The organism is Pseudoduganella buxea, from assembly GCF_009720835.1.
Classification (GTDB): Bacteria; Pseudomonadota; Gammaproteobacteria; order Burkholderiales; family Burkholderiaceae_D; genus Rugamonas; species Rugamonas buxea.
This window is the reverse complement of the sequence record NZ_WNKZ01000004.1, coordinates 80,324-95,878: the sequence shown is the minus strand read 5'-3', so window position 1 is coordinate 95,878 and position 15,555 is coordinate 80,324. Positions and strand designations below refer to the sequence as shown.

The window sequence follows — 15,555 nt, the reverse complement described above, 5'->3', positions numbered from 1 at the left end:
AATCCGGCGGCGCAGAGGAACCCATGCACTACAAGGACTTGCGGAGGCTGACGGGAGGAATTTTCAATGCTTCGCGATACTTGGCAACAGTTCGTCGCGCAATCACCATGCCTTGTTCTCCCAGCATGTCCGCAATCTTACTGTCGGATAAAGGGTTCTTCGGGTCTTCGGCTCCTGTGAATTGCACGATCAGCGCACGGATCGCAGTCGAGGAAGCTTCCCCACCAGCTTCGGTCGCGACGTGGCTGCCAAAAAAGTACTTCAACTCAAACATGCCATGTGGGGTCAGCATATATTTCTGAGTTGTCACCCGAGAGATGGTGCTCTCGTGTAGCCCCAGTGTATCAGCTATTTCACGCAACACAAGGGGCCTCATTGCCACCGCGCCATGCGAGAAAAAGTTCTTCTGCCGCTCGACGATGGCCTGGGCCACACGGAGAATCGTGTCGAAGCGCTGGCGCATATTCTTGATCAGCCATTTCGCTTCCTGCAGCTGGGCGCTCATCTGCCCTTCGCCCTTGCCCTGCTTGAGGAGACTCGCATACAGCGCATTGACGCGCAGGCGCGGCATCACGTCGTTGTTCAACGTGACGGCCCAGCCGTTGCGGCTGCGTTTCACAATCACATCCGGTACGACATAGTCTGACACGTCGGATGCAAACGCGGCGCCCGGATGGGGGTTGCACTGGCGGATCACGGCCTGGGCTTCGCGCAGGTCCTCGTCGTCGCAGTCCAGCGCTTTTTTCAGCTTGTTGAAGTCGCGCTGGGCAAACCAGGCCAGGTGTTTTTCGACGATGCACAGGGCCATGCGCCGCGTCACCAGGGGCACGCCGGGCATCTTGCGGATCTGCAGGGCCAGGCATTCGGACGCATTGCGCGCACCCACGCCGACGGGGTCGAAACTCTGCAGCAGCGCCAGCGCCGTGCGCAGTTCGTCCAGTTCTACTTCCAGCTCTTCGGGCAGGCGCTCGTGGATTTCTTCCAGGCTCTCCTCGAGGTAGCCGTTCTCGTCCAGTGCATCGACGATCAGTTCCACCAGCGCGCGGTCGCGCGGCTCCTGCACCGTCACGCGCATCTGCTCCATCAGGTGCTCGCGCAACGACTGGTGGCTCGCTTCCAGCTGGGGCCTGGCGTCGTCGTCCTCCGGGGCCTTGCCGCGGCCCGCGTCGCTCCAGTCGGTATCGCCTTCGGGCGCGTGGTCGCTGTCGCCGCCTTCGTAGTTGTCGCTTTCGGCCGGGGCCGGCGCGTCGGCCTGCTGCTGGGACGGCCCTTCGGCGGGGGCGTCGGGCGCGCTTTGCTGGCCGATGGCGCCGTCAGCCAGCAGCCGCAGCGATCGGTCGAGGGGATCGTCGAGCCGTTCCAGCAGCGGATTATCGGTCAGCAGCTGTTCCAGTTCCTGATGCAGTTCCAAGGTCGAGAGCTGCAGCAGCCGGATCGACTGCTGCAGTTGCGGGGTCAGCGCCAGGTGCTGCGACGTTCGAAGTTGCAAGGACTGTTTCATGAGCGATCAAATTAGCCAGTTACATGCGGAAGTGTTCACCCAGATAAACGCGGCGCACCGACTCGTCGGCGATGATGTCATCGGGGCGGCCGGAGGCCAGGACGCTGCCCTGGTTGATGATATACGCGCGGTCGCAAATGCCCAGCGTCTCGCGCACATTGTGGTCGGTGATCAGCACGCCAATCCCCCGTTCCTTGAGGAAGCGCACGATCCGTTGAATCTCGATCACGGCGATCGGGTCGACGCCGGCGAACGGCTCGTCCAGCAGCACGAAGCGGGGGTTGGTGGCCAGCGCGCGGGCGATCTCCACGCGCCGGCGCTCGCCGCCCGACAGCGACAGCGCCGTGTTCTCGCGCAGCTTCTCGATCTGCAGGTCGGCCAGCAAGGTGTCGAGCCGTTCCTCGATCTGCGCCTTGGTGAGCGCCTTGCCGTCCACCTTCTGGATCTGCAGCACGGCGCGGATATTGTCTTCCACCGTCAGCTTGCGAAACACCGACGCTTCCTGCGGCAGGTAGGACAGGCCCAGGTTGGCGCGTTTGTGGATCGGCAGGCTGGAGATGTCGGTGCCGCTGATGTCGATGGTGCCGGCGTCCGACGCCACCAGGCCGACGATCATGTAGAACGACGTCGTCTTGCCGGCGCCGTTCGGTCCCAGCAGGCCCACCACCTCGCCGCAGGCCACCTGCAGCGACACGTCGTGCACCACCTGGCGCTTGCCGTAGCTCTTGGCCAGTCCGCGCACGATCAGCGTGCTGCCGCAGTTGTCGACGGCCATGTTCGTGTCCGCCATCCTTATTTCCCCGCCGCCGGTGCCGCCGGGGCTTCCGGTTCCGTGCGTTTCGGCTGGATCACCATGGTGCCGCGGCCGGCGCCCGGCTTGTTTACGCCCGTATTCGTGTTGCGCACGCTGAAGTACTCCTTGCGGCTGTCGTAGGAGATGAATTCACCCTCCACTTCGTCGCTGGGCTTGTTGCCTTCCAGGCGGCGGATCTTGGCGCGGGTGTAGAGCTTGACCAGTTCGGCCTTCTCGTCGTATTCCATGCGTTCGGCCTCGCCTTCCATCCACTGGTCGCCTTCGCCGTCGCGCTTCTGCCGGAACGACACCTTGCGGTTGCCGCCGCCCGTCAGCGTCGCCACCTGGTAGCCGTCCGGCGTGTAGGTGACGACGGCCTTGTCGGCCTTCATCAGCAAGGTGCCGCGCTTGAGCGTGACGTCGCCCGTGAAGGTGTAGATCTGCTTGACGTCGTCCGCATCGAGGGTGCCGTAGTCGATCACCGTCTTCTGGTACGAGTCGGCCTTTTCGGCCGCGGCGAATCCCGCCACGCCCAGCAGCAGCGCTGCGGCCAATATGAGTTTCTTCATGTGTCCATCCTATTTTGTCTGTTGCCCGCGTGGCGGATACACGATGGTGCCGCGCCCCGTCAATTGCAACTGGCGCGTTGCGTTGTTGGCGCGCATGCCGGTGCCCGTCGCCGTGGCCGCGCCCAGCTGCATCTGCACGGGCTGGTTCGTTTCCATCCGGTCTTCCTCGGGGAAGATCGTCAGCGCCTGGGTGCGCAGGTGCATTTCCTGCGCCGTCTTCGATGGCGCGCGGTCGATGCGCACGTTGTCCATCAGGGTCACGCGCGTGTTGTCCTGGTCGACGCGGGCCCGCTCGGCGTGGATTTCCATCGGCTCGCGCTCGCCCGCCAGGCTGCGCACGACGGGTCGCACGATGTCGGACGAGTCGTCCACGGGCCGGTGCGTCAGCTTGTCGCCGGAGATGATGTAGCTGGGCTGCCCCGTCTTGGTCATGCGCACGAAGGAAAAGCCCTCGACGATGTAATCGGGCTCGTTGACCTTGATCCCGGCCTGCATCTCGTCACCTGCCCGGTTCATCAGCTCGACCAGCGAGAAGCTGCCGACCGCGCCGAACAGGGCCAGCACGAGGCCGATCGACAGGCGGTAACGGTGGGCCATCCTTTGATTGCGCATTGCGATTCCTCAGACCAGAAACTGGGCCATGATCTTGTCATAAAGGCCCTGCGCGCGCAGCACGAATTCGCATACTTCGCGCACGGCGCCACGCCCGCCATGGTGTTCGGTGACGAAATGCACCCGCTGCAGCACTTCCTGGCGCCCGTTCGGCACGCCCACGGCCAGGCCCACCCGGGCCAGGATCGGCAGGTCGACGACGTCGTCGCCGATAAAGCCGACCTGCTCGTTCGTCAGGCCCAGCTGCGCCACCAGCGCGTTGAAGGGCGTGAGCTTGTCATGCCCGCCCTGGTGGACGAAATCGATGCCCAGGTCCCTGGCCCGTGCCGTCACCTGGGGCGAACGGCGCGCGCTGATGATGGCCGTCTGGATACCCGCTTCCTGCAGCAGCTTGATGCCCAGGCCGTCCTGGACATTGAAGGTCTTGAAGGCCTCGCCGTCGGCGCCGTAGTGCAGGCTGCCGTCGGTCAGCACGCCGTCGACGTCGAAGATCATCAGCTTGATGCCGGCGGCCCGTTCCACGTTCTGCAAATCCATCGCGGCCGCCATCAGATCACCTTCGCGCGCGTCAGGTCATGGATGTGCAGCGCGCCGGCCAGCCGGCCGTCGTCGTCCACCACCAGCATCTGGTTGATGCGGTACTGCTCCATGATCGCCACGGCATCGACGGCCAGCTTGTCCGGGCCGATGGTGCGGGGGTTGGCGTGCATGACGTCGCCAATGATCACCTTGCTGAAATCCTGCACCTTGTCGATCATGCGGCGCAGGTCGCCGTCGGTGAACACGCCGACGGGGCGATAGTCGTCATCCACCACGGCCGTCATGCCCATGCCCTTCTGCGTGATCTGCATCAGCGCATCGGGCAAGGCCGTGGCCAGGCCCACGGCGGGAATCGCGTCGCCGCTGCGCATGACGTCGCGCACGTGGGTCAGCAGGCGCCGGCCCAGCGCGCCGCCCGGGTGCGAGCGGGCGAAGTCTTCTTCCTTGAAGCCGCGCAGGTCCAGCAATGCCACGGCAATCGCGTCGCCCAGCGCCAGGGTCACCGTGGTCGATGCCGTCGGTGCCAGGTTCATCGGGCAGGCTTCCTTGGCCACCGACACGTCCAGGTGGACGTCGGCCAGGCGCGCCAGGCTCGATTCGGGCTTGCCCGTCATCGAGATGACGGCGCCGCCCATGCGCTTGACGACGGGCAGGATCGCCATCAGCTCGGCGCTTTCGCCGGAATACGAGATGGCGATGAAGGCGTCGTCCGGCGTGACCATGCCCAGGTCGCCGTGGGCCGCTTCGGCCGGGTGCACGAACAGGGCCGGGGTGCCGGTCGAGGCCAGGGTCGCGGCGATCTTGCGGCCGATGTGGCCGGATTTGCCGATGCCGGATACGACAACCCGGCCCTTGCAGTTCAGCAGCAAGGAGACGGCTTGCCCTACGCTCTCGTCCGTTGCCAGGCGAGCATGCAGCGCGATCAGCGCGTCGGCCTCGATTTGCAGGGCTTCGCGTGCCAGTTCCAGCGCGCGGCTTGCGGTTGTAGCATCAAAAGCTTTCAGCATTGTTTTTTCATGGGTTACACTCATGCCGAAAGTATAGCCGAATTGGGAAAGCAAAAAACTTGCCAGATGTTACAAAAAACTTCCCAGGCCGCGCCGATGCGTGCGCCGCAGATCCCTATCGATGTTCTCACCCCTTGAACTGACCCTTCTCCTGTTGGGCAGCGCGGTGCTGGGCGTCGTTGCCTTCCGCATGCTGCATCTGCCGCCCATGCTGGGCTACCTGGCCGTCGGCATCCTGATCGGGCCCCATGCGCTGGGGCTGGCCGAGGAAAGCCACGCCACCGCCTCGCTGGCCGAATTCGGCGTCGTCTTCCTGATGTTTTCCATCGGGCTGGAATTCTCGCTGCCGAAACTGAAATCGATGAAGGGCGTCGTATTCGGGCTGGGCATGGCGCAGGTGACGCTGACGATTGCCGCCACCGTGCTGTTCGGCTGGGTCTTGAGCTACACCCTGCCGCCCGTGATCAAGGTCAGCTGGCAGGCCTCGTTCGCCCTGGGTGGCGCGCTGGCCATGTCGTCCACGGCCATCGTCGTCAAGATGCTGACGGAGCGGCTGGAACTGGAGTCCGAGCATGGCCGCAAGATCATCGGCATCCTGCTGTTCCAGGACCTGGCCGTGGTGCCGCTGCTGATCCTGATTCCCGCGCTGGCGCGCAATCCCGACAACCTGCTCGAAACCCTTGGCTGGGCCGCGCTGAAGGCGGCGGTGGTGCTGGCCCTGCTGCTGGTGTTCGGCCAGAAGCTGATGCGCTGGTGGTTCACCATCGTCGTCAAGCGCCGCTCGCAGGAGCTGTTCATGCTCAACCTGCTGCTGGTGACCCTTGGCGCGGCCTGGATCACCGAGCGCGCCGGCCTGTCGCTGGCGCTGGGCGCCTTTGTGGCCGGCATGCTGATCTCCGAGACGGAATACAAGCACCAGGTGGAAGAAGACATCAAGCCCTTCCGCGACGTGCTGCTGGGGCTTTTCTTCATCACCGTGGGCATGCTGCTCAATGTGCAGGTGGTGATGGACAACTGGTGGCTGGTGCTGGTGCTGCTGATCGTGCCGGTGCTGATGAAGTTCGCCCTGATCGCCGGCCTGGCCAAGGCCTTCGGCGCCTCGGACGGCGTGGCCATGCGCACCGGCCTGGCGCTGGCGCAGGCGGGCGAATTCGGCTTCGTGCTGCTCAACGTGGCCGGCGGCATGGAGCTGGTCGACCCCTTCGTGATCCAGGTGGTGCTGGCGTCGATGGTGCTGTCGATGCTGGCCGCACCCTTCCTCATCGAGCAGTCCGACCGGCTGGTGCTGAAGTTCTCCAGCAACGAGTGGATGATGCAGTCGCTGAACCTGACGAAGATCGCCGCGCGCACGATGTCGACGCAGAAGCACGTCATCGTGGCCGGCTTCGGGCGCAGCGGGCAAAGCCTGGCCACCCTGCTGCAGGAAGAGAAGATCGAGTACCACGCGCTCGACCTGGACCCGACCCGCGTGCAGGAAGCGCAGCTGGCCGGCGCCAACGTGTCCTACGGCGACGCCGCCCGGCGCGAAAGCCTGGTGGCGGCCGGCATCTACCGCGCCAGCGCCCTCGTCATCACCTATGCCAGCACCCAATCGGCCCTGAAGGTGCTGCACCTGGTGCACGAACTGGCGCCGACCCTGCCCGTGATCGTGCGCAGCCACGACGACACGGACCTGGACCGCCTGAAGGCGGCGGGAGCGGCCGAAGTGGTGCCGGAACTGATGGAGGGCAGCCTGATGCTGGCCTCGCACGCGCTGGTGATGCTGGGCGTGCCGCTGCGCCGCGTGGTGCACCGGGTGCAGGCGGCCCGCGAGGAACGCTATGCGTCGCTGCGCGGCTATTTCCACGGCATCAGCGACGTCGGCGACGATACGGAGATGGTGCGCCTGCATACGGTGACGCTGTCGGACAACGCCGGCAGCATCGGCAAGGCGCTGGGCGACATGGATGTCACCGCCGTGGGAGCCGAGGTGACGGCCATCCGCCGCGGCAAGACACGCCTGGAGGCCTTGCCGGCCACCGTGCTGGCCGCCGGCGACGTCATCGTCTTGCGAGGCGGCGCCCAGGCCGTGGCGCGGGCCGAGGGCCTGCTGCTGGAATGACGGAACTGCTCCGCGTCTGCGCCCTGTTCGCCGTCACCGCGCTGGCCGAAATCGCCGGCTGCTACCTGCCCTGGCTGGTGCTGAAACAGGGCCGCAGCGCGTGGCTGCTCGTGCCGGCGGCAGTGTCGCTGGCCCTGTTCGCGTGGCTGCTGACCCTGCACCCCAGCGCCGCTGCCCGCACCTACGCCGCCTACGGCGGCATGTACATCGCCGTGGCGCTGGCGTGGCTGCGCGTCCTGGCCGGCATGGCCGTCATCGCCCTGCAGCCCCGCGGCTGACGGGGTTTGTTGCTCGAAAAATGGGGACAGACCCCATTTTTTCGGCAATTATTGCTTGACCAGCTCGACCCGGCGATTCTTTTCGCGGCCGGGGTCGGCGTCGTTCGACGCGACCGGCGCGTACGAGGCGATGCCCTTGGGGCTCAGGCGCTTCGGATCGATCCGGTAGTCGGCCGCCAGCACTTTCACCACCGAGTCGGCGCGCTTTTGCGACAGGTCGATATTGTGCGCCAGCGTGCCCTGGTTGTCCGTGTGGCCCACGACGAAGACCTTCAGCTTCGGGTCCTGCTGCAGCAGCTTGGCCATCTCGGCCAGCGCGGGCTTCGAGTCCGGCTTGACGTCAGCCTTGTCGGTGTCGAACAGCACGCCGTAGATCGCCACCTTGCCGTCCGCGGCGATGCTCTTGGCCATGTCGGCAGCGTTCAGGCTGGCCGTCACCTTGCCCGTTTCCATGGCCTTGCCTTCGACGATGGCCAGGTGGATGCCGCCGTTCTGCTTGCCCACGGGCGCCGTCACATATACCGCCACGTGCACTAACGAGCCGTCCGGCCGGGTGCCCTTGGCCAGCAGGTAGCGCATGTTCTCGCGGCCGAAGTTGAAGGGGCCGACGTAGGAACCCTTGATGTAGTTGTTCGACAGGCGCTGGTACCAGTAGCTGCCGAAGGTGCGGCCGCATTCTTCCTTGGCGCAGGCGAACAGCGTCTTCAGCCCGGCCTTCTGCAGGGCCGCCTCGTAATTGCGCATCACTTCCAGGGTCGAGCGGTCGTTCGGGAAGTTGTAGGCCAGCCGGGTGTAGCGCCCTTCGAGCTTGATGAGGTTTTCGAAGCCGTCCTCGCCCTCGTTCCGGCGCCCGCGCTTGCCGGCAGGGAGCGTCGTTTCGTCATATTCCTTGAAGCCGTAGCCGACCAGTTTGGCGCCGTCGAAGCGCGACAGCAGCGGGTGGTCCTGCACGCCCTGGATGACATCCTCGGCAGGCATCTTGGCCTGGGCAAAAGGGGCCGCGGCGGCGCACAGCAAGATGGCAAGTGCCTGGTAATGACGCATGGTTGTCCCGGTCGGTCGTGAATGGAGAGCACGATTGTAGAGCCGCATTGCCTTATTTGCAACAAGGCCGGAAGGCGACATCCGGCACTCTAACGGTTCTCGCCACCAATAGTCTAGAAGGCCCACTCTACCGGACGTTACAAACGTGCTTCCTATACTGGCTCGACCGTAACCGCCAGAAGGAATCTGATGAGTCACGTCAAACCGACTTATGTACGCTACACCGAAGGCCTGGAAGTGAAGCAGGCCAACGAAGACGCCACCATCGACGCCATCGTCGAATCGATGCTGCGCGTGAACACCAAGGTGTTCGACAAGCATCGCCATGCCACCCGCGACGCCCATGCCAAGAGCCATGGCGTGCTCAAAGGACACATCGACGTCTACGACAAGCTGCCCGAGCCGCTGCGCCAGGGCGTCTTCGCCTCCCCCGCCACCTACCCCGTCGTGCTGCGCCTGTCCACGGCGCCGGGCGACCTGCACAGCGACCGCATCGCCGCTCCGCGCGGCATGGCCATCAAGCTGCTGGGGGTGCAGGGCACGCAGCTGCTGCCGGGCCGGGAAGCTGCCCGCACCCAGGACCTGCTGCTGGTGAACCACCCCGTCATCGCCTTCGGCCACGCGGCCGCCTACCTGAAGACGCAAAAGCTGCTGGAACAGCATGCGGACGATCCGGAAGCGGTGCGCCGCATCCTGGCCGCCGTGGCCCATGGCGGCAGCAAGGCGCTGCACCTGCTGGGCATCGAGAACCCCGTCATCGACACGCTGGGCGCGCCGAACAACCATATCCTGGGCGAGACCTTCTACAGCATGGCCGCCATCCGCTACGGCGACTACGTCGCCAAGGTGTGCGCCGCGCCGCTCAGCGACAACGTGCGCGCCCTCACCGGACAGCCGCTGCGCGACGACGCGGGCGACTCGGAACTGCGCGACCTCGTGGTCGATTTCTTCCGCACCCAGGGCGCCGAATACGAGCTGCGCGTGCAGCTGTGCACGGACATCGAAAAGATGCCGATCGAGGACGCATCGATCCGCTGGGACGAGAACGACTCGCCCTACCTGCCGGTGGCGAAACTGACGCTGCCGGCGCAGGAAGCGTTCAGCCCCGCGCGCCGCGTGTTCGCCGACGACGTGCTGTCCTTTAACCCCTGGCAGGGCGTTGCCGCCCACCAGCCGCTCGGCTCCATCATGCGCGCCCGCATCCGCGCCTACGAAACGTCGAGCCGCTTTCGCCACGAGATGAATGCGCAGCCGCGCATCGAAATCGACGACCTGGCGCAAGTGCCCGACTGACCTCATTCAAGGAAGCACCATGCAAGAACAAAAAACCACCGATCTCGCCGCCATCAAACGTACGGTCGAGGAAACCCTCGGCGACGCACCGCAACTGCTGAAACTGGCGCTGGAAAACATCCTGCGCGAGCACGATCCCCATGCCGACGCCGAACCCGGTTCGGCCGGCCGCATCGGCCGCCAGTCCGGCAAGGTGTCGGAACTGACGGCGATCGCACCGTTGAAGCCGGGCGGTGCCGACCGCCTGCGCCGCATCTTCAAGCTCGTCAACGGCAACTTCGCCGGCGCGCAGAAGGTCGCCACCCTGCACGACATGCGCTTCGTCTTCTTCGAGAACGATACGAAGATCCTGTTCGCCACCACCTACGACGGCGACTGGGACACCTATATCGAGGATTTCGCCACCAAGATTCCCGACCTGATGGACCTGCTGTTTTCGTCTGTGGAGGGCTGGCCCGGCATCAAGGACCCGGGGGTGAAGGACTTCATCGCCAGCCACCAGCTGACGGCCGATGGCTGGTACGTGGCCAATCCGCACCTGTCGGTGGTGGACACGCGCCGGCTGCAGCGCATCAACGACGCATTGCAGGAATTCCTGGACAAGGTGAGCGGCCATGTCGATTCTTGAGAAGGTCAAGGCCCTGGTCCACCACGAAGCGCCGGGCGCGCCGCTGGAGCTGGACGACATCCAGGCCACCGTGCTGTTCGACCGCCCCGATCCCTACTTCGGCACCCACGTGCTGCTGCGCTTCGACAGCGCCGCCGGCGGGCGCGCCCTGCTGGGCAGTCTGGCGCCGCATGTGCGCAGCGCAGCCGATGCCCGCGACAATACCGAGGCATGGATCGCCGTGGCCCTGAGCCACGCCGGCCTGCGCGCGCTGGCACTGGACGAGGCGCTGCTGGCGAGCTTCCCGGCCGCCTTCAGCGCGGGCATGGCGGCGCGCGCCGACCGCCTGCAGGACACTGGACCGAACGCACCGGAGACGTGGGAAGCGCCCTTCGCCGGCGGCCAGGTGCACCTGGCCGTGTCGATCTTCGCGCCGGACGAAGCGTCGTGGCAGGCTGCGATGGCGACGGCGCGCGAGCAGTTCGCCAGCATGCGCGACGTCACCGTACTGGCTTCGCACGACTTCGGCGCCCAGCCGGACAGCCGCAACGCCTTCGGCTACCGCGACAACATCAGCAACCCCGCCATCGAAGGCGGCACGGCCGACACGTGGCCCGGCCAGGGCCGGCCCATCAAGGCCGGTGAATTCATCCTGGGCTACCCCGGCGAAGCGGGCGTGCCGCTGGCGCAGCCGGGCACGGAAAGCGAGCCGCTGGGGCGCAACGGCAGCTATGTGGTGCTGCGCAAGTACCACACGGACGTGGCCGGCTTCAACCGTTTCCTGCGCGAGCATGGCGGCGACGCGGACGGCCAGGAACTGCTGGCGGCCAAGCTGGTGGGCCGCTGGCGCAGCGGCGCGCCATTGACCCTGGCGCCGGAACGCGACGATGCGGCGCTGGGCAAGGACCGCCAGCGCAACAACGACTTCACCTATGAAGACGACCAGGAAGGCCTGAAGGTGCCGCACGGATGCCACATGCGGCGCATGAATCCGCGCGACAGCAAGCTGGCCATCCTGACGGACGTGAACCTGCACCGCCTGTCCCGGCGCAGCACCACCTTCGGCCCGCCCTACGACCCCAACCTGCTGGAGGACGACGGCGCCGAGCGGGGCCTGTTCTTCATCGGCCTGTCGGCCAAGGCCGCCGAGACGATGGAATTCATGCAGCAGGAGTGGATCAACCACGGCAACTTCATCGACCTGGGCGAGGAACGCGACCCGCTGGTGGGCCAGCAGCCCGACGGCGCCACCTTCACGCTACCCGAACGGCCCGTGCGCCGGCGCATCCACGGCATCCACAGCTTCTGCACCTTGCGCGGCGGCGAGTACCTGTTCATGCCCGGGCTGCGGGCCTTGCGGCGGCTGGGGGGCCTGGACGGCTGATCAGTCGGGCGTGTACCGCACCACCCGGTTGCGCCCGCCGGATTTGGCCAGGTACAGGGCCTCGTCGGCCTGCGAGATCAGTTCCAGCGCGGCCGCTTCGGCGGGCCCGTCGCCTGTCTGGTCCAGGCTGGCCACGCCGATCGAGCCCGTGATCGACAGCTGCACGCCGCCGGGCAGGCCGATCATCGAGGCAGCAATGCCGGCGCGGATGCGTTCGGCCACGAAGGCGGCACTGTCCAGGTCCGCGTCGATCAGCAGCACGACGAACTCCTCGCCGCCGAAACGGGCCAGCGCGTCGGACAGGCGCAGTTCGGCCTTGATGCGGCCCGCCACTTCGCGCAGCACCTCGTCGCCGCCCTGGTGGCCGACGGTGTCGTTGACGCGCTTGAAATGGTCGATATCGATATACATGAACGAGATCGTGTACTGCTGCCGCCGCGCCCGGGCGATTTCTTCCAGCAGGCGCCGGTCGATGTAGCGGCGGTTATACACGCCCGTCAGCGAATCGGTCAGCCCGATGTACTTGAGCATCTCGTTGCTGATGACGTTTTCCAGGCAGATGGCGATGATCGATGCCATGTGCTCGATGAAGTCGGTGCCCAGGCTGGGCGTGAAGCGGGCCGGGTCGACGCTGCCCAGGTTCAGGGTGCCGATGACGCGCTTGTTGCGCAGCAGCGGCACGATGGCCACGCTTTGCAGGCGCTGGGCCGGCTGCGGGAACTGCCGCGCATGCCGGGCCGGATCGTACATGCCCAGCACGGGCTTGGGCGGCGGCGACAGGGTCTGGCGCGGCCCCATGTCGAAGCCCAGCTGCTCGACCCCCGGCTCGAACAGCAGGTCCGGGAAGGCGGCGAAATCGACGCCCAGCTTTTCCATTACCGTGTGGATGTCGGCATCCTCGTCGATCAGCGACAGCGTGACGGCGTCCAGTTCCGAGATGGCCGGCAGCGAGCGGAAGATGCTGCCCACCAGCTCGGGAAAACTGGTGGCGCCGACGATCTCCAGGTCGAAGGCCTGGTGCCGCGTCATGATGGAATGATTGCGTTCGGCCTGGTCGATCATATAGGCCATGCGCGTGCGCAGCATCTGGTTTTCGGCCGCCAGCGCGGTGGGCGTGGCCGTGTCGTTTTGCGTCATGGGCTCGCTCAGAATGCCAGGGTGACGGCGACCTGCTGGCCTACCTGTACACGCTGGCCGTCGCCGGCCAGCAGGATATTGTTCATGCCGAAGCACACGGCGCCATCGACTTCGGGCTTGCTGCGGTAACTCTGCAGGATGTCGAGCGGGTCGGGACCGAATTCGCCCCGCTCCTGGTCGATCGACGGCATCGGGCAACGGGGACAGGGCTTGACCGGTTTCAGCACGGCCTCGCCAATCGTGAAGGTGTCGACGTAATCTTCCTCGAAGGCTTCGATGCCGTCCAACACGATGTTCGGACGAAAGCGGTTCATCGGCAGTGCATCGCGCCCCGCCGCCACCAGCTTGCCGTTCAGGTCGCGCAGCGATTCGGCGCCGATGACGAGCACGGGATAACCGTCCGAGAACAAGGTGGGCGCCTCGACGCCGCCGGTCCATTTCGGGTTGGCCAGGCGCCGCGCGTCCGGGTGAAACCGCACCAGCCGGCACGGCACGCCCAGGTAGTTGCTGAACCATGCCGCCGTCAGCGCATCGCAATCGTAGGCCTTCAGGCGGTGCTCGAACACCGTCACGTCCAGCGTCGCCGCACTCTCCGGATCGGGCAGCCCCAGGGGAATCTCCAGGCGCAGCATGCCGGGCGCGCGCAGTTCCAGGGTGTCGGCCTTCAGGCGCGGCACGACCAGAGCCATTTTCGGATGTTCGCGCTGGGTCAGGAACTGGCCATCGGCATCGACGACCATCCATTCACGGTCGTAGATCTGCTCGGTCATCAGGCCAAAGCTGGTCAGGGTGGCCGCGCGCAGGGCCATGCCGGCGCACGACTTGATGGGATACAGGGTGAGTTCGGACAGTGTCGCCATGAGGATGCCGCCATATTGATGCGTAAACCCCAGTATGGCAGCAAAGCGCAAGCCAGTAAATCGGCATGCTGCCCCGCGGCGGGACAGGTTTGGCCGATACAACGGCGCGCCCGCGGGGGTGGACCCGGCAGACGCGCTGTGGGGCAAGGTGCCGGCGGCGGCCGGCACGGCAAGTCAGCCTTCGGCCTTCGGCTTCGGCTTCCTCGGCAGGCGGCTGCGGGCCGGCGCCTTGTGGGTGCCGGGCTTGCGGCCCTTCTTGGCACCACCGGCCTCCGTGTCCGCGGCGTCGCCGGCGGCCGTCACGGCCTCGGTTTCGCTGTCGGGCACCGCGGCGGCAACCGGTGCCGGTTCAGGCGCCGGGTCGGCTGCCGGTTCAGGTACCAGCACGGCATCGACCGCGTCGGCGGCGTCGGCCGCAGCCTTGGCGACCTTGCTGGTGCGGGCAGGCTTCTTGGCCGCCGGCTTGCGCGGGCTGCGTGGGCGCTTGGCCGGAACTTCGGTGACCGCTTCCTGCACGTCGTCGGCAGCGTCGGCATCGCCTTCGTCAGCGGCCGGCTGGCTGGCCGGCCATGGCGACGGCATGCTGTCGTCGTCCAGCGTCACATCGGCCGGGGCCGGCGCCAGGTCGTTCAGCGCATCTTCGGCCGAACGCACTTCGGCGGCATAATCCTGCGCCGCCGCTTCCAGCGCCACGGCCACTTCCTGCGCTTCCAGGTCGACCATCGGCTGGGCAGCCGCATCGGCCGGTTCGGCACCGCCGCGGCGGTTGCGGCCACCACGGTTGCCACGGCCACGGCCGCGGCCTTCCTGGCGTGCTTCCCGCGCCTCGCGCGTTTCGCGTGCTTCGCCGCGCACTTCCGCTGCTTCCTGGCCCTGCTGCTCGGCCGGCTCGCGCGCCTCGGTCTCGGCGCTCGTGTCCGCGCCAAGCGCCTGGGCCGGCTGGCTGCCGCGGTACACGTAGGCACCGGATTTTTCATCGCGGCCGAATTCGAGCAGGCCGCGCGCCTTCATTTCCTCCAGCAGGTTGCCGAAGGTGCGGAAGCCGTAGAACGATTCGCTGAAATCGGGCTTGCGGCGCTTGATCGCTTCCTTCAGCACGGAAGCCCAGATCTTGCCGCTGTCGCCCCGTTCCGTCACCAGCGCGTCGAAGGTCTCGTAGGCGATATCGACGGCCTGGTTGCGGCGCTTGTCCATTTCGTCGCGCTTGCGTTTTTCCTCTTCGGGCGAGCGCTTGGGCGGCTGCTCGCGCGGATCGCGCTTGGCGTTGCGGCTCTTCTCGCGCACCAGGTCGTCGTAGAAAATGAATTCGTCGCAGTTCGCCACCAGCAGGTCCGACGTGGAATCCTTGACGCCGACGCCGATCACCTTCTTGTTGTTCTCGCGCAGTTTCGACACCAGCGGCGAGAAGTCGGAGTCGCCCGAAATGATGACGAAGGTGTTGACGTGGGCCTTGGTGTAGCACAGGTCGAGCGCATCGACGACCATGCGGATGTCGGCCGAGTTCTTGCCGGACATGCGCACATGGGGGATTTCGATCAGCTCGAAGTTCGCTTCGTGCATCGGGCCCTTGAAGCCCTTGTAGCGGTCCCAGTCGCAGTAGGCCTTCTTGACCACGATGCTACCCTTGAGCAGCAGGCGCTCGAGCACTGGCTTGATATCGAATTTTTCGTAGTTCGCGTCGCGTACGCCGAGTGCGACGTTCTCGAAGTCGCAGAACAGGGCCATGCTGACATTGTCGTTGGATGAAGCCATGAGTCTCTAGGTAGGGAGGGAACGGGCCGATTATACAGGCGCATTGGCCCGGGCCGCGCGCTGGTGTATTCTGCGCA

The 15,555-nt window shown here is 66.0% G+C and carries 15 protein-coding genes; 5 read left to right on the top strand and 10 right to left on the bottom strand.

The genetic code is table 11. The features are described from left to right. Positions 1–28: 28 nt before the first annotated feature. The 6 genes from GM672_RS02870 to GM672_RS02845 are packed head-to-tail and all read right to left on the bottom strand — an operon-like array spanning position 29 to position 5,046. Positions 29–1,501: an RNA polymerase factor sigma-54 gene (locus tag GM672_RS02870; RefSeq protein WP_155469010.1), complete on the bottom strand. Its 1,473-nt coding sequence runs from the start codon at positions 1,499–1,501 to the stop codon at positions 29–31. A gap of 19 nt (positions 1,502–1,520) precedes the next feature. Further along, complete coding sequence (gene lptB, locus GM672_RS02865; protein WP_229417525.1) at positions 1,521–2,291, bottom strand: LPS export ABC transporter ATP-binding protein; 771 nt, start codon at positions 2,289–2,291, stop codon at positions 1,521–1,523. Between the two features lie 2 nt (positions 2,292–2,293). Further along, positions 2,294–2,863: a lipopolysaccharide transport periplasmic protein LptA gene (lptA, locus tag GM672_RS02860; RefSeq protein ID WP_155469009.1), complete on the bottom strand. Its 570-nt coding sequence runs from the start codon at positions 2,861–2,863 to the stop codon at positions 2,294–2,296. A 9-nt stretch (positions 2,864–2,872) separates the two neighbouring features. After that, entirely contained in the window at positions 2,873–3,475 is a 603-nt protein-coding gene (lptC, locus tag GM672_RS02855) for an LPS export ABC transporter periplasmic protein LptC (protein WP_155469008.1), read from the bottom strand. Between the two features lie 9 nt (positions 3,476–3,484). Next, on the bottom strand, positions 3,485–4,024 hold the full coding sequence (locus GM672_RS02850; protein WP_229417524.1) for a KdsC family phosphatase: 540 nt from the start codon (positions 4,022–4,024) through the stop codon (positions 3,485–3,487). After that, a complete protein-coding gene (locus GM672_RS02845; protein WP_371867018.1) occupies positions 4,024–5,046 on the bottom strand; it encodes a KpsF/GutQ family sugar-phosphate isomerase in 1,023 nt (340 codons plus the stop codon). The genes GM672_RS02850 and GM672_RS02845 overlap by 1 nt, the downstream gene beginning before the upstream one ends. 97 nt (positions 5,047–5,143) lie before the next feature. Here GM672_RS02845 and GM672_RS02840 point away from each other — a divergent pair, with 97 nt between their 5' ends. After that, on the top strand, positions 5,144–7,123 hold the full coding sequence (locus GM672_RS02840; RefSeq protein ID WP_155469006.1) for a monovalent cation:proton antiporter family protein: 1,980 nt from the start codon (positions 5,144–5,146) through the stop codon (positions 7,121–7,123). After that, on the top strand, positions 7,120–7,401 hold the full coding sequence (locus GM672_RS02835) for a YnfA family protein (RefSeq protein WP_155469005.1): 282 nt from the start codon (positions 7,120–7,122) through the stop codon (positions 7,399–7,401). The genes GM672_RS02840 and GM672_RS02835 overlap by 4 nt, the downstream gene beginning before the upstream one ends. Before the next feature lie 48 nt (positions 7,402–7,449). Here the strand turns inward: GM672_RS02835 and GM672_RS02830 are convergent, their stop codons facing one another. Further along, complete coding sequence (locus GM672_RS02830; protein WP_155469004.1) at positions 7,450–8,445, bottom strand: OmpA family protein; 996 nt, start codon at positions 8,443–8,445, stop codon at positions 7,450–7,452. A 189-nt stretch (positions 8,446–8,634) separates the two neighbouring features. On the opposite strand from GM672_RS02830, the gene GM672_RS02825 reads away from it, so the two are divergent. Genes GM672_RS02825 through GM672_RS02815 form a run of 3 tightly spaced genes read left to right on the top strand, consistent with a single transcriptional unit; the run spans position 8,635 to position 11,729 of the window. Next, the gene (locus GM672_RS02825; protein ID WP_155469003.1) at positions 8,635–9,738 is read left to right on the top strand and encodes a catalase family protein; all 1,104 of its coding nucleotides are present in this window, start codon (positions 8,635–8,637) and stop codon (positions 9,736–9,738) included. A gap of 19 nt (positions 9,739–9,757) precedes the next feature. Beyond that, entirely contained in the window at positions 9,758–10,366 is a 609-nt protein-coding gene (locus GM672_RS02820; RefSeq protein ID WP_155469002.1) for a hypothetical protein, read from the top strand. Next, on the top strand, positions 10,353–11,729 hold the full coding sequence (locus tag GM672_RS02815) for a Dyp-type peroxidase (RefSeq protein WP_155469001.1): 1,377 nt from the start codon (positions 10,353–10,355) through the stop codon (positions 11,727–11,729). Before GM672_RS02820 ends, GM672_RS02815 begins: the two co-directional genes overlap by 14 nt. On the opposite strand, the gene GM672_RS02810 is transcribed toward GM672_RS02815, so the two are convergent. The 3 genes from GM672_RS02810 to GM672_RS02800 form a co-directional block, all read right to left on the bottom strand. Further along, positions 11,730–12,866 carry a GGDEF domain-containing protein gene (locus GM672_RS02810; RefSeq protein WP_155469000.1) on the bottom strand — a complete coding sequence of 379 codons (1,137 nt, stop codon included), beginning with the start codon at positions 12,864–12,866 and terminating at the stop codon, positions 11,730–11,732. It abuts the gene before it with no gap. Between the two features lie 8 nt (positions 12,867–12,874). Next, the gene (locus GM672_RS02805; RefSeq protein WP_155468999.1) at positions 12,875–13,726 is read right to left on the bottom strand and encodes an MOSC domain-containing protein; all 852 of its coding nucleotides are present in this window, start codon (positions 13,724–13,726) and stop codon (positions 12,875–12,877) included. Positions 13,727–13,900: 174 nt separating this feature from the next. Beyond that, positions 13,901–15,478 (bottom strand): NYN domain-containing protein, encoded by a 1,578-nt coding sequence (locus tag GM672_RS02800; RefSeq protein ID WP_155468998.1) that lies wholly within the window; start codon positions 15,476–15,478, stop codon positions 13,901–13,903. Between the last annotated feature and the right edge of the window lie 77 nt (positions 15,479–15,555).